Annotated in this window: 23 protein-coding genes; 7 read left to right on the top strand and 16 right to left on the bottom strand. The window is 63.9% G+C overall.

Annotated features, from left to right (window positions below; genetic code table 11):
• Nucleotides 1-157: 157 nt before the first annotated feature.
• The 4 genes from ACZY1I_RS04860 to ACZY1I_RS04875 are packed head-to-tail and all read left to right on the top strand — an operon-like array spanning nucleotide 158 to nucleotide 5076.
• Nucleotides 158-1354, top strand: a complete 1197-nt coding sequence (locus tag ACZY1I_RS04860; RefSeq protein WP_463753115.1) for an amidohydrolase family protein — start codon at nucleotides 158-160, stop codon at nucleotides 1352-1354.
• A 10-nt stretch (nucleotides 1355-1364) separates the two neighbouring features.
• Complete coding sequence (locus ACZY1I_RS04865) at nucleotides 1365-2342, top strand: acyl-CoA dehydrogenase family protein (RefSeq protein WP_463753116.1); 978 nt, start codon at nucleotides 1365-1367, stop codon at nucleotides 2340-2342.
• Nucleotides 2339-3538 (top strand): acyl-CoA dehydrogenase family protein, encoded by a 1200-nt coding sequence (locus ACZY1I_RS04870; protein ID WP_463753117.1) that lies wholly within the window; start codon nucleotides 2339-2341, stop codon nucleotides 3536-3538. Before ACZY1I_RS04865 ends, ACZY1I_RS04870 begins: the two co-directional genes overlap by 4 nt.
• Complete coding sequence (locus tag ACZY1I_RS04875) at nucleotides 3538-5076, top strand: class I adenylate-forming enzyme family protein (RefSeq protein ID WP_463753118.1); 1539 nt, start codon at nucleotides 3538-3540, stop codon at nucleotides 5074-5076. The genes ACZY1I_RS04870 and ACZY1I_RS04875 overlap by 1 nt, the downstream gene beginning before the upstream one ends.
• On the opposite strand, the gene ACZY1I_RS04880 is transcribed toward ACZY1I_RS04875, so the two are convergent.
• The 13 genes from ACZY1I_RS04880 to ACZY1I_RS04940 all read right to left on the bottom strand — a co-directional run bounded on the left by ACZY1I_RS04880 (nucleotide 5066) and on the right by ACZY1I_RS04940 (nucleotide 17562).
• Entirely contained in the window at nucleotides 5066-6208 is a 1143-nt protein-coding gene (locus ACZY1I_RS04880; protein ID WP_463753514.1) for an amidohydrolase family protein, read from the bottom strand. The genes ACZY1I_RS04875 and ACZY1I_RS04880 overlap by 11 nt on opposite strands.
• 172 nt (nucleotides 6209-6380) lie before the next feature.
• Nucleotides 6381-6806, bottom strand: coding sequence for a sulfotransferase (locus ACZY1I_RS04885; RefSeq protein WP_463753119.1), 426 nt, complete (start codon nucleotides 6804-6806; stop codon nucleotides 6381-6383).
• A 446-nt stretch (nucleotides 6807-7252) separates the two neighbouring features.
• On the bottom strand, nucleotides 7253-8149 hold the full coding sequence (locus ACZY1I_RS04890; RefSeq protein ID WP_463753120.1) for an LLM class F420-dependent oxidoreductase: 897 nt from the start codon (nucleotides 8147-8149) through the stop codon (nucleotides 7253-7255).
• Nucleotides 8150-8158: 9 nt separating this feature from the next.
• A complete protein-coding gene (locus tag ACZY1I_RS04895; RefSeq protein WP_463753121.1) occupies nucleotides 8159-8917 on the bottom strand; it encodes an SDR family NAD(P)-dependent oxidoreductase in 759 nt (252 codons plus the stop codon).
• Nucleotides 8914-9513 (bottom strand): SDR family oxidoreductase, encoded by a 600-nt coding sequence (locus ACZY1I_RS04900; protein WP_463753122.1) that lies wholly within the window; start codon nucleotides 9511-9513, stop codon nucleotides 8914-8916. The genes ACZY1I_RS04895 and ACZY1I_RS04900 overlap by 4 nt, the downstream gene beginning before the upstream one ends.
• A 1-nt stretch (nucleotide 9514) precedes the next feature.
• Nucleotides 9515-9955 carry a hypothetical protein gene (locus ACZY1I_RS04905; protein WP_463753123.1) on the bottom strand — a complete coding sequence of 147 codons (441 nt, stop codon included), beginning with the start codon at nucleotides 9953-9955 and terminating at the stop codon, nucleotides 9515-9517.
• A 20-nt stretch (nucleotides 9956-9975) separates the two neighbouring features.
• A complete protein-coding gene (locus ACZY1I_RS04910; RefSeq protein WP_463753124.1) occupies nucleotides 9976-10707 on the bottom strand; it encodes a hypothetical protein in 732 nt (243 codons plus the stop codon).
• A gap of 479 nt (nucleotides 10708-11186) precedes the next feature.
• A complete protein-coding gene (locus ACZY1I_RS04915) occupies nucleotides 11187-12635 on the bottom strand; it encodes a class I adenylate-forming enzyme family protein (RefSeq protein ID WP_463753125.1) in 1449 nt (482 codons plus the stop codon).
• Nucleotides 12632-13432: an enoyl-CoA hydratase/isomerase family protein gene (locus ACZY1I_RS04920; RefSeq protein WP_463753126.1), complete on the bottom strand. Its 801-nt coding sequence runs from the start codon at nucleotides 13430-13432 to the stop codon at nucleotides 12632-12634. Before ACZY1I_RS04920 ends, ACZY1I_RS04915 begins: the two co-directional genes overlap by 4 nt.
• The gene (locus tag ACZY1I_RS04925; protein WP_463753515.1) at nucleotides 13429-14244 is read right to left on the bottom strand and encodes an enoyl-CoA hydratase/isomerase family protein; all 816 of its coding nucleotides are present in this window, start codon (nucleotides 14242-14244) and stop codon (nucleotides 13429-13431) included. The genes ACZY1I_RS04920 and ACZY1I_RS04925 overlap by 4 nt, the downstream gene beginning before the upstream one ends.
• The gene (locus ACZY1I_RS04930) at nucleotides 14241-15488 is read right to left on the bottom strand and encodes an acyl-CoA dehydrogenase family protein (RefSeq protein WP_463753127.1); all 1248 of its coding nucleotides are present in this window, start codon (nucleotides 15486-15488) and stop codon (nucleotides 14241-14243) included. The genes ACZY1I_RS04925 and ACZY1I_RS04930 overlap by 4 nt, the downstream gene beginning before the upstream one ends.
• The gene (locus tag ACZY1I_RS04935; RefSeq protein ID WP_463753128.1) at nucleotides 15485-16291 is read right to left on the bottom strand and encodes an enoyl-CoA hydratase/isomerase family protein; all 807 of its coding nucleotides are present in this window, start codon (nucleotides 16289-16291) and stop codon (nucleotides 15485-15487) included. Before ACZY1I_RS04935 ends, ACZY1I_RS04930 begins: the two co-directional genes overlap by 4 nt.
• Complete coding sequence (locus ACZY1I_RS04940; protein WP_463753129.1) at nucleotides 16288-17562, bottom strand: hotdog family protein; 1275 nt, start codon at nucleotides 17560-17562, stop codon at nucleotides 16288-16290. The genes ACZY1I_RS04935 and ACZY1I_RS04940 overlap by 4 nt, the downstream gene beginning before the upstream one ends.
• A gap of 52 nt (nucleotides 17563-17614) precedes the next feature.
• On the opposite strand from ACZY1I_RS04940, the gene ACZY1I_RS04945 reads away from it, so the two are divergent.
• Nucleotides 17615-18436, top strand: a complete 822-nt coding sequence (locus ACZY1I_RS04945; protein ID WP_463753130.1) for an enoyl-CoA hydratase/isomerase family protein — start codon at nucleotides 17615-17617, stop codon at nucleotides 18434-18436.
• A 3-nt stretch (nucleotides 18437-18439) separates the two neighbouring features.
• Here the strand turns inward: ACZY1I_RS04945 and ACZY1I_RS04950 are convergent, their stop codons facing one another.
• The gene (locus ACZY1I_RS04950) at nucleotides 18440-19306 is read right to left on the bottom strand and encodes an SDR family NAD(P)-dependent oxidoreductase (protein ID WP_463753131.1); all 867 of its coding nucleotides are present in this window, start codon (nucleotides 19304-19306) and stop codon (nucleotides 18440-18442) included.
• 56 nt (nucleotides 19307-19362) lie between these two features.
• On the opposite strand from ACZY1I_RS04950, the gene ACZY1I_RS04955 reads away from it, so the two are divergent.
• A complete protein-coding gene (locus ACZY1I_RS04955) occupies nucleotides 19363-20958 on the top strand; it encodes a class I adenylate-forming enzyme family protein (RefSeq protein WP_463753132.1) in 1596 nt (531 codons plus the stop codon).
• Here ACZY1I_RS04955 and ACZY1I_RS04960 read toward each other — a convergent pair.
• A complete protein-coding gene (locus tag ACZY1I_RS04960; protein ID WP_463753133.1) occupies nucleotides 20933-21340 on the bottom strand; it encodes a Zn-ribbon domain-containing OB-fold protein in 408 nt (135 codons plus the stop codon). The two genes, ACZY1I_RS04955 and ACZY1I_RS04960, sit on opposite strands and share 26 nt — an antisense overlap.
• Nucleotides 21340-22485, bottom strand: coding sequence for an acetyl-CoA acetyltransferase (locus ACZY1I_RS04965; protein WP_463753134.1), 1146 nt, complete (start codon nucleotides 22483-22485; stop codon nucleotides 21340-21342). Before ACZY1I_RS04965 ends, ACZY1I_RS04960 begins: the two co-directional genes overlap by 1 nt.
• A 40-nt stretch (nucleotides 22486-22525) precedes the next feature.
• Here ACZY1I_RS04965 and ACZY1I_RS04970 point away from each other — a divergent pair, with 40 nt between their 5' ends.
• A complete protein-coding gene (locus tag ACZY1I_RS04970) occupies nucleotides 22526-23338 on the top strand; it encodes an HpcH/HpaI aldolase family protein (protein WP_463753135.1) in 813 nt (270 codons plus the stop codon).
• The last annotated feature ends 13 nt before the right edge of the window (nucleotides 23339-23351 follow it).

Consider the following 23351-nt stretch of genomic DNA (forward strand, 5'->3'; position numbering starts at 1 on the left):
ATTGATGGTTTCAGATCTTCCTTCGTGCGGTCGCAGCTGATTCGGCACAGCCAGCAGCGGGCGCCAGCTCATCCCGCCCAAGATAGGCATTATCGAACCAGGATAGTATGTTTTCTGAAAAGAGAGAATATTCATTCTCGCCTGAAGGAGCGACGCGGTGACGACGAAACTCGATTACGGCATCTTTGACTGCGATACCCACTGCTACGAGCCGCGTGATGCGTTCACCCGTTATCTGCCGGAGGAGTTCCGCGACCGGGCGATCACCACCGTGCGTGGGGCGGATGGCGTCGAGGTGATTCTTGCGGGACATCGCGTCGCCACCTTCAACAGCGAAGGCGGTCTGGGTCTCGATGTCGCCTACCGCCCCGGCTCGCTCAAGGAGATGCTCAAGCAGATGGGATCGGGCAACCCTGAGGAGTCCTACGAACCGCAACCCATGCAACCGGAATTCATCGACCGTGCTGCACGCCTGGCCGTCATGGCGGACCAGAACATCGAGCGCATGGTCATCTATCCAAGCGGCATGGCGCTGGCCGCCGAACACTACGTCGACGACACCGCGGCGCTGTACGCCAATCTGCGCTCGTTCAACCGGTGGTTCGACGAAGCGTGGGGTTTCAACTACGAAGAGAAGATCTTTGCCACTGCGCTGTTGTCGTTGCGCGACTTGGATTCTGCGATCGCGGAGACCGAGGCGATAATCGCGCAGGGAGCCAAGTTCGTGCTGCTGCCGACGGGGCCGGCCTACGGTCGATCACCCGGTGATCCTTACTTCGACCCCATCTACGCACGTCTGCAAGAGGCCGGCTGCATCTTGGTGTACCACATAATGCCGTTCTGGTACTTCGATGCGATCTCGCCTGCCTGGGGCCAGAATTCCGACCCCGCCTCGTGGCACATGTCGGCGTGGCAGTGGATGAACATCTATGGCCAGCGGCCGATCGAGGAAACGTTGTCCGCGCTCATCTTCGACAACCTCTTCGGTCGCTTTCCAGGTCTGAACGTCTTGGTCGCCGAGCACGGTGCGGAGTGGGTGCCGTTCTTCGTCAGGCACATGGACAAGAGCCGTGGCATGGGCCGCAATGGTCCTTGGATCGGCGGCAAGCTGACCGAGCGGCCGTCGGCAATCTTCCGCCGCCATGTCCGTGTCGTGCCATACCCCGAGGACGATATCCCGGCGATCGTCGCGAGCATGGGATACGACGACTGCCTGGTGATGGGCTCGGATTACCCGCACGCCGAAGGCATGGCGGAGCCCGCGGATTTCGTAAAGCTGCTCGACCCGCTCGACGACGCGGCCAAGAAACGGATCATGCGCGACAACGCCGACCAGCTGCTTTTCCGGAGTTAACACCCGTCCGATGACAGACGAGAACTCATCTGATGTCGACCTCGACCTGCTCAGGGCGTCGGCGCGAGAGTTCCTTGCCGAACGCGGCGAGCGGGACTCCGTCAAAGACCTCGCGGCGATGGACTGGACCGGACTGCTTGTCGACGAGGCGGTGGGTGGTGCCGGATGGCGGCCGGTCGAAACATGCTTAATCGCAGAGGAACTCGGCCGGGCACAGGACGGCTCAGCGTGGCTGGGAACGACGCTTGCCGCCGCAGCGCTGGAATCGGCGCCCGATGAGGTCACGCAACAGTTGCTGCCGGGGATGCTCGCCGGCTCTGCGACGGCCGGCTTCGCTCTTGCCGATGACGCCGATCACCCCGCGCGAATCATCCGGGGCGACGATATCGACATCGTACTTCTACTGGGGTGCAACGGGATTCACCTGTTCCGCGACCTCAATCGCGCCCGAAGAAGGCCGGACGGTGATCTGCTGGACGTGACCAGACCGGTGTGGCGCCTCGATCTCGCAGACGCGCCCAGCACGTTGATCGGATCGCCCGAACGGGCACAAGACCTGATCGCCGTGGCTCGGCTGCTCGTCTCGGCGGACTCGCTCGGCGCCGTGTCGATGACCCTCGAGCGGCTGACGGCATACCTGCGGGAGCGGGTGGCATTCGGCGCGACGATCGCGAGTTTCCAAGCCATTCAGCATCGGCTCGTCGAACTCCTGGTCTTCGAGGTGAAAGCGCGCGCTGTCGTGATGAGGGCAGCCCGCGCCATCGCCGCCGCTGATGAAAAATCACAAAGGCTCACGGCGGCCGCGCACGCGTTCGTAGCGGCGAAAGCTACGGCCGCCGTGGACGAGTGCATGCAACTGTCGGGTGGCATCGGATTCACCTGGGAGTACCCGCTGCACTACGAACTGCGTCGGGTCTTCACCAATGGCCATCTACTGGGCACAGCGCGATCGAGTCGAGCGCTCCTGGCGGAGGTGTCTGGCTGGTGAGCGCGTTCGGACCCCGGCCGACTGAGGCACAGCTCACCGACTTCAGGCAGCAGGTCAGAACACACATCGCCGAACATGCACCTGCGATCGAAGCGCGCGAGGGGCACCGGGCGCCTGAGACCCCCGCACAGGAAGCTTTGCTGCGCGGCTGGTTTGCCGGATTGTTCGGCGCGGGTTTCGTCGGCGCGGATTGGCCGGTCGAACACGGTGGGCGCACCGATCACCATCCGCTGCACGACCGCATCGTCAGCGAGGAGATCCTGCGCGCCCGGGCACCACGACCGGTCGACCAGGTCAACCTGGCCGCACATGTGCTGCTGCACTTCGGCTCCGCTGAACAGAAGCGCGTGCTGCTGCCACCGATTCGGCGCAGTGAGCACATTTGGTGTCAGCTGCTCAGCGAGCCCGATGCCGGCAGTGACATCGCGGGAGTGCGCTGCCGCGGTACGCGGCAAGCCGATGGAAGCTGGCTCATTGAAGGGCAGAAGACCTGGATCACCGACGGGCACTGGGCCGACATGGGCCTCGCCTTGATCCGTACCGATCCGACATCGTCACGTCACCACGGCCTCTCCGTCTTCACCGTTCCGCTCACGGCGGACGGTGTCGAGGTTCGTCCGATCCGGACGATCGGTGATGCCATCGAGGTGAACGAGGTCTTCCTCACCGACGTTCGACTCGACGACGGCTGCCTGATCGGTGAGGTAGGCCAGGGCTGGTCGATCATCATGGCGGGGTTGGACTTCGAACGCTTCGGCATCGGCGGTAACGTAATCCTCTTGGAACTCTTGATCGACGACTTGGTCACCGTGGCGCGCAACGCGCACCTCGACGGCGCGCCGGCTTTGCAGTGTGGCGACATTCGCCAGGCAGTGGCCGAACTGGCAGTGGAGGTCGAGGTGGCCAAGGCATTCATCGAGGATCATGTGGAGCGACTGACAACCGGCGCCGAGCAACCCGGTGACGGGTCGATCGCCAAACTGAGCTTCGCGGAAACCTATCATCGTGTTTCGGCTTACGGGGCGGAGCTGGCCGCAGCTGTCGTTGTTGATGCATCGGAAACCATTGCGCAACAGGCCAAGCAACGATTGCGGGAATGCTGGCTGTGGTCGCGCGCCTACACCATCTCCGGCGGTAGCTCGGAGATGATGCGCAACATCCTTGCCAAACGTCGGCTGCTACTTCCAAGCCGCTGATGTCCGAAACCTATTGGGAATTAGTCGAAACAGCTGCCCAAACGTATCCTGACCGCATCGTACTGGTCGACGACTTCGGCCGCAGCCTCACGAATTCACAGTTGCGCGATGCGGCGCAGAGCACGGCAGCGGCGCTGGCGGCGGTCGGGGTCGCAGACGGCTCGGTGGTGTCGTGGCAACTGCCGACCACGCTGGAGACGATGGTGGTCATGGTGGCGCTGACACGCCTTGGCGCCGTGCAGAATCCTGTCCTGCCCATCTGGCGCGAGAGCGAAGTCGGCTTCGTAACAGCGCAACTCGGTACTGAGGTGATCGTCGTGCCTGGCTTGTGGCGGGGTTTCGACCATGTCGCGCTCGCCGACACGCTCGCCAAAGATCGGCCGATGACCGTGGTGGTCGTCGACCACGCGGCCCCCATTTCAGACGAACTCCGCCTTCCGAAAGGCGATCCCGCGGCCTTACCCCCACCTCCGACGACGGCCACGCTGCCGCGATGGGTCTACTACTCATCGGGTACCACCGCGGCACCAAAGGGCGTGCGGCACTGTGATCGCTCGGTAATCGCCGGATCGGCCGGGGTGGTCGGCATGTTCGGCGCGTCGAACAGCGACGTCAACCCCATCGCATTCCCGGTATCACACATCGGCGGTGCGGCGATGTTGGCGGCGAGCCTGCTCACCGGCATGCGACTGGTGTTGTTCGACGTGTTCGATCCGGTGCTGACCCCGAAAGCGATTGCGGCGCATCGTCCGACGATGCTCGGCTCGGCGACGCCATTCTTCGTTGCCTTCATGGCCGCCCAGCGCGCGCACGGGACCGACCCGCTCTTTCCTGATCTGCGCGGTTGCGTCGGCGGCGGTGCGCCGATCACCGCTGAGCTGGGACGGCAAGTGCGCGAGACGCTTTCGGTTGCGGGAGTGGCGAACTCGTGGGGATTGACCGAGTTTCCAGTGGTGACCTCGCCCCCGCCGGACGGCGGGCCGGAGATACTCGACCACACCGTGGGCCGGCCCGTAGCCGGGGTCTCCGTGCGTGTTGTCGACGACGCCGAAAGCGAAGTCGTCCTAGGCGAGGAAGGTGAGCTCCGACTCAAGGGGCCGCAGTGCTTTCTGGGTTATGTCGACGAAGCCTTAAACGCCGACGCTTTCGACGCCGAAGGCTGGTTTCGCAGCGGTGATCGCGGGCGGATCAATGTTGACGGCAACGTCGTGGTGACCGGACGCATCAAGGACGCCATCATTCGCAACGCCGAGAACATCTCGGCGCTGGAAATCGAAGGTGTGCTGGCCGCTCATCCCGCGGTAGCTGATGTCGCCGTTATCGGTGTGCCTGATTCCCTTACCGGAGAACGTGTTTGCGCCGTGGTGGTTGCGCAACCCGGAGGCGAGGTCACCCTCGCCGCGTTGGCCGCACACTGTCATGACCTGGGTTTGAGTCGGCACAAGTCTCCGGAACGACTCGAACTGGTGGAGGCGCTGCCGCGGAACCTCACCGGCAAAGTCTTGAAGAACGAACTGCGGGTGCGCTTCAGCGGTTGACGAGGCCGATGAGCTCCTTGAGGTTGCCGCCCATCACCCGCGCCGTGGTGGCCGACGGGAGATTCTCGAGGTCCTTGAGGAAATCCGCGGGCTCGGCGAGTCCCTCAGGGTGCGGGAAGTCTGACCCGAACATCACCCGATCCGCGCCGAGAATGTCGATGAGGTGTGACATGTCCTCCTCGTGAAACGGGTTGACCCACACATGCCTACGGAAGACATCGCCCGGATGCTCGGCGAAGTCCTGTGGCTTCTTGCGGTACACGCGGTCGAATGCATCCATCAAACGGTTCGCCCAGGAACCGCCGTTCTCCACCACGCCGATGCGCAGCCCGGGGAACCGTTCGAACACCCCGTGTGCGATGAACGCCGCGAGCGTGTCGAAGATGTGGCGGCTCTCCTCGTAGATGAAGCCGCGGAACTTGGTCAGCTGGAAGCCCTGGAACTCTTCACCGCCCTCCCAATCGGAGAGGTACCGGTCGTAGCCGGCGTCGGAATTGTGCATCTGGACCGAGATACCCGCCGACTCGACCAGCCGCCACAAGTCGTCGAACTCGGGCAGTGCGGGGGAGCGTGAAGTCCCGTCCTCGCGCGGCACCGGCGCGGGCCGGATCAACACCGTTTTTGCCCCGTTTTCCAGGCACCATTCCAACTCGCCGACACCCTTGACGGGATCGTTCAGCGAGATCGCCGGGACGGCGAAGATGCGGTTCTGATAGTTGAACGTCCAGTCATCGAGCAGCCAGCGGTTGAAGGCGTGGGTGATCGCATGAGTGAGTTCGGTGTCGGACTTCGTCCGCTCCTCGAGCATGCCCGCCGTCGTCGGGAACATCACCGCACCGTCGACACCTTGGCGGTCCATCAACGCCAGGCGCAGGTCGGGACGCCGAAACTCGTCCGGACAACGGATCGGCTCGGCGAGCTCACGAAGCGTCTTGCCGTCGGGGTTGATGCCGCGGTAGTAGTCGGCCCAGGCGCCGGGGGTGGGGATCACCTCGTAGGTCGGGTTGGGAATGGTCTCGGTGATGACGCCGAGGATCTGTAGCTTCTTACGGCCGTTGATATCCACGAATTTCAGTGCTTCGGAATACTTCTCCGGCAGGTACCGCGTGTACGCGTCGATGGTCTCGTACATGTGGTTGTCGGCATCCCAGACCTCAAAAGAGTCCGTCTCAGTCACGTTGGTTCCTCTCCGCGTCATGCCGATGGCCGATCTTGCAAAGACTCGGTGCCCAAGTCGCGCCCGGCTCAGCGGCAACGACGTTATCCTATAACGAGAGCGTTTATTCTCAAATCCCGACGCCGAGTCACACATAGCTGTCGAACCGCTGATGGTAGGTGGCGAAGGTGCGCTCGACCGTCGGATCGTCGAGCCCGAAGCGGGCAGCGTCGTAGCCAGGATGGGCTCGCTTGTCCATCGCGTTTTCCCGCGTCCAATTGGTCATTCGGGTGACCGTCTCCTCGGTCAGATCGTGCCCGAGCCAATCGTAGAGGCGCCGGATCTCGCCAACATGGTCAGCTTGGAAGCAGGCAAATCCCATGTCCAAAAACTTGGCATCTGAGACGGCGTCACTTCTGAACGCCAACACCCTGTCCAGGGCCAACGACCACTGCCGGATGTTGAACTCACCGACCCACAACGGGTCAATTCCCCGGCTATCTGCGCTGAGAAACGTGAAGTACATATCCGATATGGACGGAAGCACGTCGCGCATGTGCCAGTGGGTCTGCACCGGCGATCCTTCTTTCGTCGTCCTCCGGCGAGAGGGCACGGATTGGGCGCCTCCCACCTTCGGAGGAACCGGAATGCCTGATCCTCGCCAAGCAGTGCCCCCAGGGCCGTCGAACCGGTGCGTGGAAAACCTACGCCGCACAATTCCACGGTTACTTCCTGATCATCGATCTCGGGATGACGGCGGTACCACTTCTCGATTTGTAGTCGATTCACCAGCGGACGAATGACCGCTTCCCGGAACATGTACGCGCCGAATTCGGTGAATTTCGAGGGGCGGCGAAACACCGAGTTCAGCAAGAGCTCCAAACCCTTGCGCCAAGTGTCGCCACCGAACTCGGTTAAACCGGTTCTCCGCTGCGCATCGGCGATGACGTCAGCAAAGTACGACTTAGCTTCGCCGAGTGTTGATTTCGTCATGGCTCCGTTCTCCGATCCGCGGCTACGTCAATCCGTTCTCTGAGCACCGAGGAGAGCAAGGTGCTCGATGGTCAATGCCGGGTTTTCGTTGGGTAATACCACTTGTAAATGGTCGACGCCAGTTCGCCTATAAGCGTCAAAAGTTTCACTGAAAGACTTGGCACCGCCACTCGGGTCGAACGAGGTGGAGCCGACAGTAAAGAGGTTGGTATGAGGCCTCTCGTGGCCGTCGGCCAAGCGGTGCAAATCCGCCAGCAGCTCGGCAAGACGATTCGTCGACATCGGTGCCGCTATCCACCCGTCACCGATGCGCACGGCCCGCTCGAGTGCCGCACTCGAATGGCCGCCGATCATTATCGGTATGGGTCGCTGTTGCGGCAGGGGTGATGGGTCCATCGGCGCGAAGTCGTAGAATTCGCCGTGAAAATCGATGTAGCGTTCGGTTGCGCACCATAGTGTCCGAAGCAGGTCGATGTGCTCCTCGCTACGCGCGGCGCGCTGTTCCCACTCCATCTGCATTGCAATCGCCTCTTCCCGCATCCATCCGATGCCAACGCCGTAGATCAAGCGGCCACCCGAGAGCACGTCGAGAGTCGCCAGCTGACGCGCATTGGCAATGGGATTGCGGATCGGCAGGACCGCCACTGACGTGCCCAAACCGATTGTCCTGGTCTGAGCGGCCACCCAGCTGAGTGTGGTGATCATCTCGTAATTTGGTGCGAGACTGGAGGATAACCAGTCGTCGGCGACGGCTGTCGGTTTTCGGCCGAGCACGTAACGCGATTTGACGCGTTGCGGCAGCACCAGATGGTCGACCGCCCAAAGCCTGTCTATGCCGCAACCCTCGGCAGCCTGCACGAAGTCGCGGATGAACGTTGGCGATGTCGATGGACCCGTGTGTGGGATGACGACGCCGATCTCCACTGTTGCCGCCTACAGATTCATGTAGTGGCCGCCGTCGACGCCCAGTGTCTGGCCAGTGATGTACCGGGCGTAAGGCCCAACCAGGAATGCAACGGCAGCACCTATGTCACTTTCCGGATGGCCGATGCGTCCCAATGGGATTCGTCGCGCAAGCCTTGCCTCCATAGCGGGTTCCGCCGCAATCGCGGCGGTCATCGAGGGCGAATAGGCCAGGGGTGAAACAATGTTGACGGTTATCTGATCGCCGGCCCATTCCCGGGCGAGGCTTTTCGCGAAGCCGCGCAGCGCCCCCTTCACCGTGGCGTAGAGCGGCAGGGTGGCGCTGCCTTCGATGCCGGCAGGTGAGGTCATCACCACGAACGTGCCGCCGCGGTGACGGAGCGCTCGATAGGCGGCAGTGGCGCACAGGTGGGCGCCGCCGAGGGACACCGCGAAGTGGTCCTCCCAGAGCGAACGATCCACCTGGGCGAGCTGATGCGGCTGGCTCGAGGAACCGCTCGTCGCGTTGTGAACGACGGAATCGAGGCGGCCAGTGGATTCCAGTGCAAAAGCTACAGCCGCGTAGACCGATTCCCTGCTCGTGACATCGCAGCATATCCACGCCGCGCGGTGACCTCGAGCGGTGATCTTGTTCGCCACGGCCAGTCCCGTCTCGGATCGGGATGCAACGATGACGTGTGCCCCTTGCGCGGCAAGACCCATGGCGATGCCACGCCCGAGCCCGGCACCCGATCCGGTGACCAAGGCGGTGTGCCCGGCCAACATCACGGCAACATCACCGACCCCGCATCCGCGACGATGGTCTCGCCGATCAGATGGTTGATGTCGTCCCTGAGCAGGAATTTGGCCGTCTCGACGACGGAGTGGATGAGCGTGTCGTCGTCGGCGAATGCGGCGGCCGTCAGGTGAGCGGTTGAGCTGTTCAATTCCGGCGCGAATAATCGAAGCGGAACTCCGATGAGGTTTAACACCACCCCGTTGGATCGCCATTGCCGCGCAGCCGATTTCGCCATCGCCCGAATTCCTTCAATTGCGGTCGTATACGGCACCAGCTCAGCGGCACCAGTCATGCCGACAGTAGGTACGACGAGCACGATTCGACCTCCACGGGAGCTCATCGCCGCGAATGTACGTTGCATCGCGGCCAGTATCCGCCACACCAGTTCGCTTACACCCGAACGCCACTCGACCACGGTGACGTCGGCGAGAGTATGCAATTGCGGTGCGGGATCTGTGCCGGCGATGATGACGACACCGTGGACAGCGGGCGGTAACGGCGAATCGATGTCTCTCGCGGTCGCGCCGAGTCCTCGGGCGAGCGCCGTCCACAGCGTATCGGGTGCGCCGAGCACAACGGTCGTCATGTCACTGATGGGGCACGGAAGCAGCGGCCGATGGGTGGCGCGCCAGGCGCTCCTCGTGGATTCTGACCAACTCCCGGAACCCGATTCGGTCGTATCGAGGTTTCGGCTGAATGCCCCAGACGTCCCGGGCGGTCTGTTGGCCCGCTGCTTCAGGTGCACCTCCGAACGGAGGCCCGCCGAGTGGGTAGGGCTGCTGGCACTCCAGAGTGTCGTTGGAATAACGCACTTTCAGCAGTTCGCTACATATCTCGGTCAGCGAAAGCGTTGGCCAGCCATACCAAACGGCCATCACAGGAACCGTCAACGATCCCTCAATGACCAAACCGAAGAGGCAGACATACAGACCCCGCCTGAGCCATTTGTGCATACGCGCCCAGGTCGAAGTCGTGCCGAGCGGCAGCTCTCCGGTCGGTTCGCGCTGTTGCGTGTCGGAGGTAGACATGAGAGTCCTTTCTGGCCCGATCAGTCGGAGAAGATTTCCCGGTTTACGGTGTGTAGGTAGGGGATTGAGAGAAACGGCGTGATGTAGAAGACGTTGAACGCCCACCACCCCAGAACGGGAAGACCTACTGCGGTGTAGCGGACGTCTGCATAGATCGTCATGTTGAAGATGTAGCCGGTCCAAACGATCACGCCGAACCAGCAGGTCACGATCATCCACTGGTGGCCCCAGCGCTTCATCTGAAGGAAGCCGATCGCGGCGGCCATACGCATGGGGAACGCGATCAGGACGCAGACCAGGACCCACGACTTCTCGCCGGGGGCACTTGCGCCGCCGATCCAAAGCTCGTTGTAGTGCCAGAAATAGCCCGCATCGATCAGGTTTCCCCAGGCTGTGAATATCGTGCGGGTGATGAGGGCGTGGTTGGCGAACAGGTCGAGTGCCCACCCGATGCTGTTCAACGCTGCATCGAGAATGATCACGTAGCCGATGAGGGTGACCATCAACGGACGGACGGACAATCCCTCACGCTGAGCATTGCGCAGCAGGTAAAGGCCGCGACAAAAAATCGGGAGACCCACTATGCCCAGGACGAGGGTACCCATCACGGCGGTGCCTGCGATGAGCCATCGGTCGGCCTGGCGTTGTACGTCGCGCGTGCGTTGCTCATGGCCGGTCAAGGTCGGCGACGCAACAGCGCCGCCAGCAGCGTCGCGATTATCCCTCTGCCGCTTGATGGTTGGATGTTTCATTGCTACCAGTTCCTGGTCAGATACATCTGCAACTGGATGAGAAACATTGCGATGAGCAAGCCGTAGATGAAAATCTGGAATCCAATGAGGCCACGTTTGCGGCGGCGATCCTGCTCGTCCATCTGGGGTTCCTGCCCTTCCTGCTTCGAAGATCGAGTTGGCAGCCGTAACCTTGGTCAGGCCATAGCTGCTCGCCAGGTGTGCCGCGTCGATTCCGCGGATTTCCTGGCCTGGTCAGAATGTGCCGATATTCGACAGCATCCAGTAGAAGAACGCGACCAATCCGCACATGACGCCCCAGGTCACGGCCATCCGTATCAATTCCTCCAGCACAACAGGTCCTCCAAGCGTCGAGTCCAAATCCGGTTCTTCGGAAGAACTTATTTGCGCAATGTGACAGTAGCACTCTCAAAAAAGAGAGCACACGTTTCCAACAGCCGCCATGGGAAATGTCTCGTTGCTGTCAGAGGGGTGATCGTTCAATCCGCCAGCGCGGCGAGTTCGCGTTTGACCACTTTGCCGACATCGTTGCGTGGAAGTCGATCGATGAACACAAATCGAGCCGGGACGCGGTACGGAGTCAGACGTTCGCGGCACCAGGCCGCCAGGCTGTCCTCAGACACCGAATCGTTGCCGCGCACCACGAACGCCCACGGGACTTCGCCGAGTCGCTCGTCGGCGATCCCCACCACCGCGGCCTCGCGGACACCGTCGGCACTGAGCAGGACGTCCTCGACGGTTCCCGGAAACACCTTGAGCCCGCCCCGGTTGATCATGTCCGACACCCGGCCGTCGAGCCAGAGAAACCCGTCATCGTCGAACCAGCCGAGATCGCCGGTGTGAAACCAGCCATCGTCGGTGAGTCTGTCCAGGAAGGCCGGATCGACCTTGCGGGCAGCGGTGGTCGGGGTGCGAACCATAACTTCGTCATTGGCGATCGTCACGTCGATGCCGGGCAGGGGACGCCCGACCGATCCGAGTTTGGTCTCGCCCCACTCGCGGGCGTCAGCGGCCGACCAGCCCACCACCTCGCCGCCGAGTTCGGTTTGGCCGTAGGAGTTCAGCACGATCACCCCGAACTTGTCCCGGAATCGGCCCGCCTGAACGGGGGACAGGGGAGCGGTGATCGACCGCACGATCTTGAGCGGCGCCAAGTCGGTGACCGAGTCGTCATGCAGAACCATGGTCAGCGCTGCGGGCGGCAGCACTGTGGACCGCAGTTGGTGCCGCTGCACCAGCGCGGCGAAATCCCGCGCGGAGAACCGGTCCATCAACACCACACCCGCACCCGCCCGGAAAGCGAACAGCACCTGGTAGATACCGGCCCACAGCGACAACGACAGCGGCACCAGATTGGGCATGGGCGTCCGTTTCGGCTGTCCTGCAGCAGTGTTCGTACCACGAAGCTTGTCCAGCAACCGGTCGATCAGGTCGAGCACCGTGGTGTGTCGAAGCGGCACCGGCTTCGGCGGGCCCGTGGTGCCGGAGGTGAACTGCAGTAGCGCGACATCCTCGTCGTAGGACCGCGCGTCAGCGGGGCGCCCGGACGGCGCGGCCGGGGACCACGCGAGTGCGTCGCCTGTGATGACCGGTAGGTGATACGTCGAGAATCGTTGTGCAAGTGCCGTAGTGGTGATGACGGCAACCGGGTGCAGCGTCTCGAGCTGGGTGACGATCTCGATATCGGCCGCTCTGGGGTTCAGCGGTGTGTACACGCCACCGGCGCGCCAGGTGCCGAACAGGGCGGCGATGGTCGTGGCATCGTTGGGCAGCATGGCTGCGACGACCTGTCCCGTCGTCAATCCGCCCTCGGTCAGCAACGCGCCGAGTTGGTTGGCGCTGGCCACCAGTTCGTCGCGCGAAACTTCCGCGCCAAGCATGTGCACCGCGACCTCGGGCAGGCCGTCCAGCAGCTCCACAAGGCTCATGAATCGCTTTCCAGCGGAGTCCAATTCGGAGTCCGTTTGTCCGCGAAAGCAAGCGGACCCTCGTTCTGATCGGGGTGCCCCCACATCGACGTCAGATGCTTGGCGCCTTCGCGGCACGCATCGGTGAGGCCGTATTCGAGTGCGCCCCAGAGCGCCCGCTTGGTGGCGCGCATCGCCGCGGGTGAGTTCTTCGCGATCTTTTCGGCGAGCTCCTGGGCGACCTCGCGCAGCTGGTCGGGCGGGTCGACGACCTGGCTGATCATGCCGAGCTCGTACGCACGCTGTGCGCTGAGCCGTTCGTGACTGCCCACCAACGCCATTCGCAACACGGCCTCTGCGGGCATCTTGCGCATCAGCGCGATGGTCTCCAGAGCGCTGACCTGGCCGATCGACACGTGCGGATCGACGAAGCTCGCGTTCGACGACGCGATGACGATGTCGGCGTCGGCCACCCAGTGCAATCCGCCGCCGGCACACACCCCGTTGACTGCGGTGATGACCGGCTTCGCGACGTTGCAGTGCCATGCCGTCAACTTGAGGTCCAGCGTGCGCATGGTCTCCTGGAACTGCAGCACAGCCTCGCCGTCGAGCTCCGCCACATCGGCGCCCACCTGAAAGGCCCGCCCGTTGCCGGTGTGGACGATGACTCGCACCTCGGGGTCTGCATCCAATTCCGACCAGGCTGTGGGGAATTCGGAACGCATCACAGCGTCGTAGGCGTTGAGGCTGTCCGGCCGGTCGTTGATGATCCAGCCGACCGGGCCGCGTCGCTCGACAACGAGCCGCTGGTACGTCATGAAACCTCCATAGCTTCCGAGAGCGGTTGCCATTTCGGCGTACGCTTCTCGTGCCAGGCCCGGGCGCCCTCGCTGTGATCGGGGTGATTGCGCAGTCGCCAGATTTCAGTGGCTGCGTCGTTGCGAGCTTGGGTCAATCCGACTTCCAGGGAGTGCCAGAGCGCCTTCTTGGTGGCCCGCATCGCGGTCGGCGAATTCGTGGCGATCGCGGCCGCGAGTCGCCCGGCTGCCGCGCGAAGCTGGTCGGGCGGTACGACCTCGGACAGTAGACCCAGCTCGTAGGCGCGCTTCGCGGAGATGCGTTCGCCCCTGCCGCTCAACGTCATCCGCATGATGGCCTCCATCGGGGACTTGCGTAGCAGCGTGATCGCCTCGTAGGCGACGGCCTGACCGAGCGACACGTGCGGGTCCACGAACGAAGCGTCTTCGGCGGCGATCACGATGTCGGCGTCGGCCACCAGATGCAGTCCGCCGCCCGCACACACCCCGTTCACGGCCGCGATGACTGGTTTCCATACCCCGCAGTGCCAGGACGAGATCTTCAGCGCGGCGTCCCTGGTCCGACGGGAGTGCCGGCGCATAGCTTCTTTGTCGCGGGCCACCTGCACCACGTCCATCCCGGTACAGAACGCTTTGCCGTTGGCGGTGTTGACGATCACCCGAACATCGGGATCGGCGTCCAGGTCAGCCCAGGCGGATTCGAGTTCGTCGAGCATCGCCGCGTCGAACGCATTGCCAGCGGTCGGCCTGTTCAAGATGAGCCAGCCGATACCGTCGGATTTCTCCACCACCAGGCGCTGGTAGGCATTCACGAGCGCGGAATGTCCTTCCAAGGCTTGCCCTTCCACGGGTCCGGCTCCTTCGGCAATCCGAGCACCCGCTCACCCAGAATGTTCTTGTTGATGTCGGTGGTGCCGCCCTCGGTGCCGTTGGCGAGGCTGCGCAGCATTCCCTGGACGTCGCGTGGCAGGGCGTCCGGGTCGCCGGTGCTCTCCCAGGCGATCGCATCCGTACCCAGCAGATCGACCATGAGGTCCTGGATCTGCTGGTTCAGCGTCGCTTGGTGCACCTTGCCGATCGAGGATGCGGCTCCCGGGGACTGGCCAGCCGAAAGTGCCGAGCGGACACGGGCGTTCGTCCAGCCACGGATCTGCTCCTGCGCCCACAGTCGCATGACCTTGTTCCGGACGACCGGGTCGGTCCACTTCCCGGTCTCTTGCGCGAGGGTGATCAGGCGTTCGGCGCTGGAACCGCCTAGCCGGCCCATCCCTCCCGATCCGGATCCCGAAACCATCTGTCGCTCACTGGACAACGTGGACGCGCTGACTCGCCAGCCGTCGTTGACCTCGCCCACCCGGTGCTCGTCAGGAATCCGTGCGTTGTCGATGAAGACCTCGTTGAACTCCGCCTCGCCGGTGATCTGGCGCAGTGGTCTCACCTCGACACCGGGTTGGTGCATGTCGAGCAGGAAATAGGTGATGCCCTGGTGTTTGGGCGCCTGCGGATCCGTTCTCGCTAGCAGCATTGCGAAGTCGGCCTCGTCAGCCCAGGTGGTCCAGACCTTCTGCCCGGAGATCACCCAGCTGTCGTCGTCGCGCACCGCGCGGCAGGCCAGCGACGCGAGGTCGGACCCGGCGCCCGGCTCGCTGAAGAGCTGGCACCACTTCTCCTCGTTGCGCACGATCGGCGGCAGGAAGCGCAGCCGCTGTTGTTCGGTGCCGTGGCTGAACAACGCTGCGGCGGCGTTGTTGAGCCCCAACGGATTCAGCCGGCGCAGCCGCAGCGGACGCAGTGCTTCGTCGATCGTGCGGGCGAGCTCGGTGCCGACACCAAGCCCGCCGTGTTCGGGGGCCCACGTCGGTACGACCAGCCCGGACGCGGCGAAGACCGGATACCACTGGAGGTAGTCCGCGGGACTGCGTGCCGCCCGCAGTGCGTCGGGGCTCTTGGCGACGGCCGTCCGCCAGGAGGCGGGCACCTCGGCGTCGACCCAGCGCTGCACCGCGACGACGGCGTCCGCGGCGCTGGTGGTTGCGGTCACTGGAACTAAAGTCATCGTCCCTGGAACTTTGCGTCGCGCTTGTCCCGGAAGGCCGTCAGACCCTCTTTGAAATCATCACTGCGGCTGGATAATTCGAGTGCCAATGCCTCGTTCTGCAGGTGGCGATCAAGATCGAGTCCGTTGCCGCTCTGCAGCAGCCACTTGGTCAGCCCGAGAGACACCGTCGGTGCCTCACCCAACCGTGTGACGAGTTCGGCTGCGGCGGAGTTCAATTCGTCGGGTGTATAGGCGCCGTGGATGATGCCCCAGTCGGCCGCGGTGGCGCCGGTGATCTCCTCGCCCAGCATCAACAGTTGTCTGGTGCGCACCAATCCGATCAGCCGTGGCAGCAACCAGGTCGCACCGCTGTCGGGGGTGAAGCCGCGTGCCATGAACGGTTCCCAGAACCGGGTGTCATCGGCGGCGACGCAGAAGTCCGATGCCAGCGCGATGTGAAATCCCAGGCCCGCCGTCCATCCCCGCGCCACGGCAACGATCGGTACCTGCGTCTCGAGCATCAGCGGGATGAGCCGGTTGGCCTTATGGGGCAGTCGGCGCTGGGTGCTGCCCACCCTCGGCTTGCGCTCCGAGCGTGTGTTGTTCGAGATCAGGTCCGAACCCGCGCAGAAGTCCGGCCCTTCGGCGTCGATCTGGATGACTCGCACCGATTCGTCGGTACCCGCGGCGGCCAGATGCGCGATCATCGCGTCGAGCATCACGTCGTCGACCGCGTTTCGGCGATCGGCGCGGTCCAACGTCAAATGCAGTGCAGGACCGCGTTGTTCGGCCAGAAGGCCGGGCACGTCGGCGTAGCTCATCGCCGTGCCGCCGCATCGCCTCGATGCTCGGCGAACTGTGCCGATACGGCGCTGAGCAGGTCCCCGAGATTGCTCGCCCCACCGGGCGGATCGGGTAGCCGCACGGGTCCGAGTTCACGGCTGGGGAGCAGGATCGTGGCGTGCCCCGGAGCCGTGATCTCGTCACGATGGTTGGTCGCGGCGAGTTCGAGTTCGACGGCTGGACGGTCGCCATCCGCGAGGTACTTGCGCACCACCGTTCCGGTGATCGTGTGCAGATCGCCGACGTAATTGAAGAGTCGAAACTCGCAGTCGAGCTTCCACAGCCAAGCATCGTCGCCCATCCAATCCGTGCACAGGTGGATCAGCCACGTCTCGCGCATGCGCCCGTAGTCGAAGGTGGTGGGATTGCCCGCGTTGCGAGCCGCGTCCGGTTCCCAGTGCACGCGTTGCTGCACATCCGGGACGCCGTGCCCGTTCGGCGTGTAGAAACGGGGGATGCGTTGCCGGTTGCGCCAGGCCAGCCGCAGAGGTCGCACGCCGTACATTCCAGTTCCCATGCCGACGTGCCAACAGACCATGTCGGTGACCGTCAGCGGGCCCTTTGTCAATGGGCCTACGTGGTCGCCTTCGTTCACGTCCTCCCACCATCGCTGTTCAGCACCACGCGGTGACTCGGATGCGTATCTGTCGTCGAGTTCGGCGATTTCGTCATGTGTCCAGGACTTCAGCTCGACGGCCTCGTACTTCTTGCGGCCGCGGGCCTTGCCGCGCTCGGTGCGGATCATGTTGCGGTACTGGCCGCCCAGAATCACGCCCTCGTCGTCGCGGAACACCTGTGCCGACCATTCGTGCACGGCGCGGTCGGCGAACTCGCTGCTCTTGTCCAGCGCCGCCACCAGAGCATTGCGCCGGAAGACCCGATGATTCGCACGCAGCGGTGCCCACCATTCGCGCGCAGAGGAGGCGTAGAAAGCGTGGACACCACGCAACGGGTCACCTTTGGTCAGCGCGCGGTCTTCATCGGAGAGCATGGTCACCTCGTCCTCGCCGATCAGCGAATCTCCGCCGACGAGTGCGGGCGGTGCGATCGATTCTCCCCAAACGGATTTGGCTGCATACTCAGGGTTCGCCCACAGCGGGTTGGCGTCCCCGTAGCTTTCCGCCACCTGGCGGAAGCAGTCCTCGTTCGGGCGAAAGTAGTGCGGCGGCTGAGTATGCGGAACAGCGATACCGATGGTGGCGCGCAACCGGGCCAGTCCCTCATCGGTAATCTGACCGGTCTCGGGCATGGAAATCAAGATACCCGAAAAGCGGAAACGCCGTTAACGCAGGGAGAGGCAGATGGGCGAAGAACTGTCGGGCATTGTCGTGGCGGTTGGTGCCGACTCGGTGCAGCGCATCACCATCGACCGTCCAGATGTTGGAAACTCGTTGTCGCCCTTGGCGCGTGACGCGCTGACAGCTGCGTTCACCCAGGCGAACGATGACCCCGCCGTGCGCGCCGTGCTGTTGAGTTCGACGGGTGAACGGCACTTCTGCACCGGCGCGGGTCTTGCGCCGCACGCGGCGAGCGCCCAAGCGACACCCGTCACCGACAAACGACCCGGCGACATCGCCCGCATGCTGCAGCAGGGCTGGCAGCGGTTGGTCGCATCGATATTGGATTGCGACAAACCGGTCGTCGCGGCGGTCAAGGGAACCGCCGCGGGTGCGGGTGCCAGCCTGGTGCTGGCCTGCGATCTGGTCGTCATGTCCACGGAGGCAAAGCTTGTCGAAGCGTTTGTGCACCGCGGGATCCTGCCGGACTCAGGCGCCATCCACCTGCTGACGCGAATCGTGGGACTGCGCAGAGCCACCGAATTGCTGATGCTCGGCGAGCCCGTCGACGCGGCGACGTGCGAGCGTGTCGGCATTGTCAACCGGGTGGTCGCACCGGGCGACACCGAGACCACTGCGGAAGACATCGCCGGGCGTCTCGCCGCCGGGCCCACGGTGATGTTGGCGCTTACCAAACGATTGCTGTCGGTCTCGTCGGAGTCGGGGCGCGACCGCGCGTTCGAACAGGAGGCGTGGGCGCAGGAAGCCGTCTCCCGGACCGCTGACCTGCAGGAGGGCCTGCGTTCGTTCGCCGAGCGCCGCAAGCCAAATTTCGAGGGGCGCTGAACGTCAAGCTTTGCTCGGTCCGCCCCGGATGGTGAATGTCGAGCTGTCATCGATCTGATCGATGGAGTTCGCCACAGTCTCAGCGGTCAGCGCACCGTCCTCGATGCCTTTTGTGACGCCGATGAAGACACGGGAGACCTTGCCGCCCCCTATCGAGTAGATGTGTGCGGTGCGATCGCAGCTGCGGTGCGACAAATAGATGACGATAGGAGTGACCAGTTCGGGGTCCATGGCCTTGGCGGCTTCTCCCATGATGTTCTCGGTCATTCGTGTGCGGGCGATCGGCGCAATGGCGTTGACGGCAATGCCGTTGCGCTGTCCCTCGATGGCCAGCACATGCATCATCCCGACGAGGCCCATCTTCGCGGCCCCGTAGTTCGCCTGGCCGAAGTTGCCGAAAAGGCCGGTGCCCGAGCTGGTTTGGACTATGCGGCCGTAGTTCTGCTCGCGCATGATCGGCCAGACCGCGCGGGTGACGTTGAAGGTGCCCGCGAGGTGGACCTCGAGCACCGCGTCGACTTGTTCGGCCGTCATGTTCTTGAACGCGGCATCGCGCAGGATTCCCGCGTTGTTGACCAGGATGTCCACCCGTCCGAACGCGTCCATCGCGGCAGCCACAATGGCAGCGCCCCCGGCGTCAGTAGCGACCGAATCGCCGTTGGCAATTGCGGTACCCCCGGCCGCGGTGATTTCGTCGACTACGGTCTGGGCCGCCGACGTCGAGGCGCCGCTGCCGTCCACCGCGCTGCCGAGGTCGTTGACAACGACACGAGCCCCGCGCCGTGCGAGGTCCAGCGCGTGACAGCGGCCAAGTCCACCGCCGGCGCCGGTGACGATGGCTACCTGATTGTCGAAAGTCATTGACTGCATGCGTGAGAGGTTACATTTACCTTCGGAGAGAACGAGCGTTTGCATCGGAGGAATCCATGGTCGGCCCTATTGACCTGCTGGGACACGCGCCACAGCGGGCTGAGGCGCTGCGGGCACGCTATCGGGCCGCCGGTTTCTGGTCCGCAGACGCGGTTGATGTGGTGCGTTCGGCATCGTTGCGGCACCCGGACCGGGTCGCTGTGGTGGACAGAACAAGCCAGCTCACCTACGCCGATCTCGACGAACGCGTCGAGGCGGCCTGCCGGGCCATGGTCGAGGCGGGAGTAAGGGCTTACACACCGGTAGTCCTGGTGGTCGGCAACGACGTGGACTCCCTGGTGGCGGTGCACGCCGCTTTGCGATTGGACGCGATCGTCCTGTTGGTAGCGAGGGGGTTGGGCGCGGCCCAGGTCGCCGACATCGTCTCGCGCACGGACGCCGGATACGGGGTGGCGCCCAACTGGTCCGCCATGGCTGCGCCTGAGCTCTCGGGTCGGTGTCGGTGGATCGATCTGGGTCGCGAGGCAGGCGGGGCGGGCGGCGCGGATGTTGCCGGGGAACGGCGGTCGGCCGACGAGCCATGCTTCGTGTTGTACACATCGGGCACCACCGCGAAGCCCAAGGGCGTGGTCCACTCGCTGAGCACGCTGATCAAGTCGTCGGCGAACTACATCGCCGCCGCCGGCCTGGGCGAACAGGACCGCATCTTTCTCATCAGTCCGTTGGCGTCGGTCACCGGTGTCCTGCAGGCCTTGTTCATCCCCGCCATGCTGTCCGCGCCGGTGATCCTCGAGGATCGTTGGGACGCCGCGACCACGTGCGATCTGCTGGTCTCTTCGGGTGCCAGCTGGTACGGCGGTCCCGACCGCCTACTGGACAGGGTGCTCGACGAGGCGGTGGCACGTCAGATGCAGATCCCTTTGCGTGCCGTCTATCTCGGCGGGACGATGCTGGACCGCCGTATCGTGCAGCGAATCGAGACAGACTTCGGCATCGTGGTCATGCGCGCCTACGGATCGTCAGAGGCCCCGGTGAGCACCTCTGGTCTGCGAGACGAGGCCGCGCCGGTACGGCACGCCGATGACGGTCTGCCGCTCGACGACGTGGACGTGCGGGTCGGTTCCGTCGGCGATGCGACCGAGTGCTGTATCAGGGGCCCGCACCTGTTCCTCGGCTACACGGATGTCTCCGACGACGCCGCGGCCTTCGACGGCGACTGGTTCCGCACGGGCGATGTCGCGGACCTGACCGGCGGCCGGGTGCGGATCGTCGGCAGGATCAAGGAGATCGTGATCCGTAACGGTTTGAAGATTCCCACTGCGGAGGTCGAAGAGGCCGTCGCGCGGATTGACGGCGTGCGGGAGTCCGCGGCGTATTCCGTCGCCGACCACACAACAGGTGAGCGGCTTGCCGTGGCCATGGTCCTCGACGCCGGTTTCGAGATGTCGTTGTCTCGGGTCGCCGACGCTCTCTTGTCGGCCGGGCTGCCCAAGTACAAGCTGCCCGAGGAACTCGTGTTCTGGAGCGAATCGTTGCCGCGTAACGCCAACGGCAAGGTGGAACGGAACAAACTCGAGGCGCGGTCCACGGGTAGGCCGCGCGTGCTGGCCGACCGCTTAGCCGCTGCTAAAGGGGGCGAAACACCGGGATGACAAATCCGTCTTCATCGTCGCGAAATGCGAGTTCGACGTCCATGTCGGCACGCAATTCGTCGATCGGGCAGTCCTCGAGAACCGTCATCAGCCGTGGTCCCTCGACGAGATCCACCATCGCCAGAACGTACGGCGTGCACGTGTTGAAAGGTGCGGCGTTCTGGTGGACCACGCTCCACGTATAGAGGCGAGCACGGCCAGTGGCGGTGGTCAGAGCGACGTCCTCGCTCCAGCAGTGTGGGCAGAACGGGCGCGAATGCAACGAGTTCCGGCCACACGCCGCGCACGTATTGACCATCAGGTGATGGTCCTGCACGGCCGCCCACCAGGATTCGCTGTCGGCGTCGACCGTGGGGCGGTGTGGGCCCGTCGGGATCTCCATCACTGCCTACCGAGGATCATCGTCGCGCTGTGGGTGAAGAAGCCGCCCATCGCGTTCACACACGCCAAACGGGCGTTATCGACCTGTCTAGGCCCGCACTCGCCGCGAAGCTGTCGGACAGCTTCGACCATGAGGAACATGCCACGCATACCGGGGTGGCACGAGGCCAGCCCGCCGCCGTCGGTGTTGGTGGGCAGTGTTCCCCCTGGGCGCAACGCGCCCGATCCGATGAACGGGCCGCCTTCGCCTTTGGCGCAGAACCCCAGATCTTCCACGGTGAGCAGCACTGTGGAAGTGAACGAATCGTAGAGCTGGCACACATCGATGTCGGCCGGGCTCACCCCGGCCTGCCCAAAGGCCGCAGGTCCCGATCGAGCCGCCGCCGACGTCGTGAAATCGCCCCACTCGCTCATGCTGACGTGCGAGGTCGCGTCGGCCGCCCCGAGTATCCAGACCGGTTCCTTGGCGCAATCCTTGGCCACTCGTTCGCCGGCCAGCACGACCGCGCCGCCGCCATCGGTGCGCAGACAGACGTGCTTGGTAGTGAACGGGTCAGCGAGCATGGGAGCGGCGGCAACGTCGTCGGCGGTGATGCGGTCGCGTTCGAATGCGTTGTCGTTCATGGCTGCCCACTCGTGGGCGGCGACAGCGATCTCGGCGAGTTGTTCGACAGTCGTGCCGTACTCGATTATGTGCCGCCGGGCGGCCATGGCGTACTTGGCGATCAGCGTGGCGCCGTATGGGGCTTCGTACTGCATGGCGCCGCCGGTGCTCATCGCCGCCGCGGACGCGCGCACACGTCTTTTGACGTCGGAACGCGCAGTCGAGCCGTACGTCAACAGGGCGACATCGATCTCGCCCGTGCTGATCGCCGCCGCGGCGTGGCGTGCCATGACCTCCCATGACGATCCGCCCACGTTCGTCGCGTCCACCCACGACGGGCGCAGGCCGAGGTACTCGCTGACCTCGATGGGCGGCAACAACGACCCGTGCCCGCCAAATCCCTCAATGTCGTCCTTGGTGAGGCCGGCATCGGCGATCGCCCGGCGGGCGGACTGCGCCATCAGCGACATGGCCGTCCTGTCCGGCACTCGTCCGCAATCCGAGAGCGCAGCACCCACGATGGCGACTCGGCTGGGTGGCATAGCTAATGGTTATCACATGGGAAACGTCGTTAGCGAATAGATGGAACGACGGTTCTCAGTCCGTTACCGTGAGGATGTGCAGGCATCACTCCGAGACGCGCTGAAGGGCGATGGTCTCGTGCTGTGCCTTGCCCTGCTGAACTCACGCACCCCCGACGTACCGGCGATCGCGGCCGCGTGCGGTTACGACGCAATCTATGTCGATCTCGAGCACACCTCGACGTCGCTGGAGACTGCCGCGATGCTGTGCGCGAGTGCGGCGGGCGCGGGTATCCCCGGACTGGTGCGGGTCGCATCTCACGACCACAGCGGTATCGCCCGTGTTCTTGACAGCGGAGCGGCAGGAATTATTGTGCCACATGTTAATTCGAAAGCAGAAGCGGAGTCGGTGGTGAATGCCGCCCGGTTTCCGCCTCATGGACACAGGTCGATCGCCGGTCCGAACGCCGTCAGTGGTTACGAAGCCAGATCGGCCACCGAACTGACGGAGTTTCTCGAGCGGCACACGGTGGTGGCGGTGATGATCGAAACGCCCGAAGCGGTGCAGGCCTGTGACGCCATCGCAGCGGTGCGCGGCGTCGACATGATCCTGCTGGGTCCGAGTGATCTGACTGCCGAAATGGGCATCCATGGCCAGTATGAGAATGAGCATTTCCATCGTGCAGTAGAATCGGTTGCGGCGGCTTGTCGCAAGCATGACGTGGCGCTGGGAGTGGCCGGGATCAAGTCCATTGACCTGCTGCATCGGTTCGTGGGTTGGGGCCTGCGATTCATTTCGGCGGGTACTGACGTCGGGATGATGTCAGAGGCGGCCACTGCCCGCGCGCGTGCGTTGCGAGCGCTGCAGAAATAGCCAGCACCAGCGT

The organism is Mycobacterium sp. IDUB_37, from assembly GCF_055419245.1.

Excerpts from the sequence above, each read along its gene's own strand:
- ACZY1I_RS04865 (WP_463753116.1), top strand. The coding sequence starts at position 1,365 with ATGACAGACGAGAACTCATCTGATGTCGACCTCGACCTGCTCAGGGCG.
- ACZY1I_RS04875 (WP_463753118.1), top strand. The coding sequence starts at position 3,538 with ATGTCCGAAACCTATTGGGAATTAGTCGAAACAGCTGCCCAAACGTAT.
- ACZY1I_RS04880 (WP_463753514.1), bottom strand. The coding sequence starts at position 6,208 with ATGTACGAGACCATCGACGCGTACACGCGGTACCTGCCGGAGAAGTAT.
- ACZY1I_RS04900 (WP_463753122.1), bottom strand. The coding sequence starts at position 9,513 with ATGACGACCGTTGTGCTCGGCGCACCCGATACGCTGTGGACGGCGCTC.
- ACZY1I_RS04905 (WP_463753123.1), bottom strand. The coding sequence starts at position 9,955 with ATGTCTACCTCCGACACGCAACAGCGCGAACCGACCGGAGAGCTGCCG.
- ACZY1I_RS04910 (WP_463753124.1), bottom strand. The coding sequence starts at position 10,707 with ATGAAACATCCAACCATCAAGCGGCAGAGGGATAATCGCGACGCTGCT.
- ACZY1I_RS04915 (WP_463753125.1), bottom strand. The coding sequence starts at position 12,635 with ATGAGCCTTGTGGAGCTGCTGGACGGCCTGCCCGAGGTCGCGGTGCAC.
- ACZY1I_RS04920 (WP_463753126.1), bottom strand. The coding sequence starts at position 13,432 with ATGACGTACCAGCGGCTCGTTGTCGAGCGACGCGGCCCGGTCGGCTGG.
- ACZY1I_RS04930 (WP_463753127.1), bottom strand. The coding sequence starts at position 15,488 with ATGACTTTAGTTCCAGTGACCGCAACCACCAGCGCCGCGGACGCCGTC.
- ACZY1I_RS04935 (WP_463753128.1), bottom strand. The coding sequence starts at position 16,291 with ATGAGCTACGCCGACGTGCCCGGCCTTCTGGCCGAACAACGCGGTCCT.
- ACZY1I_RS04940 (WP_463753129.1), bottom strand. The coding sequence starts at position 17,562 with ATGCCCGAGACCGGTCAGATTACCGATGAGGGACTGGCCCGGTTGCGC.
- ACZY1I_RS04945 (WP_463753130.1), top strand. The coding sequence starts at position 17,615 with ATGGGCGAAGAACTGTCGGGCATTGTCGTGGCGGTTGGTGCCGACTCG.
- ACZY1I_RS04950 (WP_463753131.1), bottom strand. The coding sequence starts at position 19,306 with ATGCAGTCAATGACTTTCGACAATCAGGTAGCCATCGTCACCGGCGCC.
- ACZY1I_RS04955 (WP_463753132.1), top strand. The coding sequence starts at position 19,363 with ATGGTCGGCCCTATTGACCTGCTGGGACACGCGCCACAGCGGGCTGAG.
- ACZY1I_RS04960 (WP_463753133.1), bottom strand. The coding sequence starts at position 21,340 with ATGGAGATCCCGACGGGCCCACACCGCCCCACGGTCGACGCCGACAGC.
- ACZY1I_RS04965 (WP_463753134.1), bottom strand. The coding sequence starts at position 22,485 with ATGCCACCCAGCCGAGTCGCCATCGTGGGTGCTGCGCTCTCGGATTGC.
- ACZY1I_RS04970 (WP_463753135.1), top strand. The coding sequence starts at position 22,526 with ATGGAACGACGGTTCTCAGTCCGTTACCGTGAGGATGTGCAGGCATCA.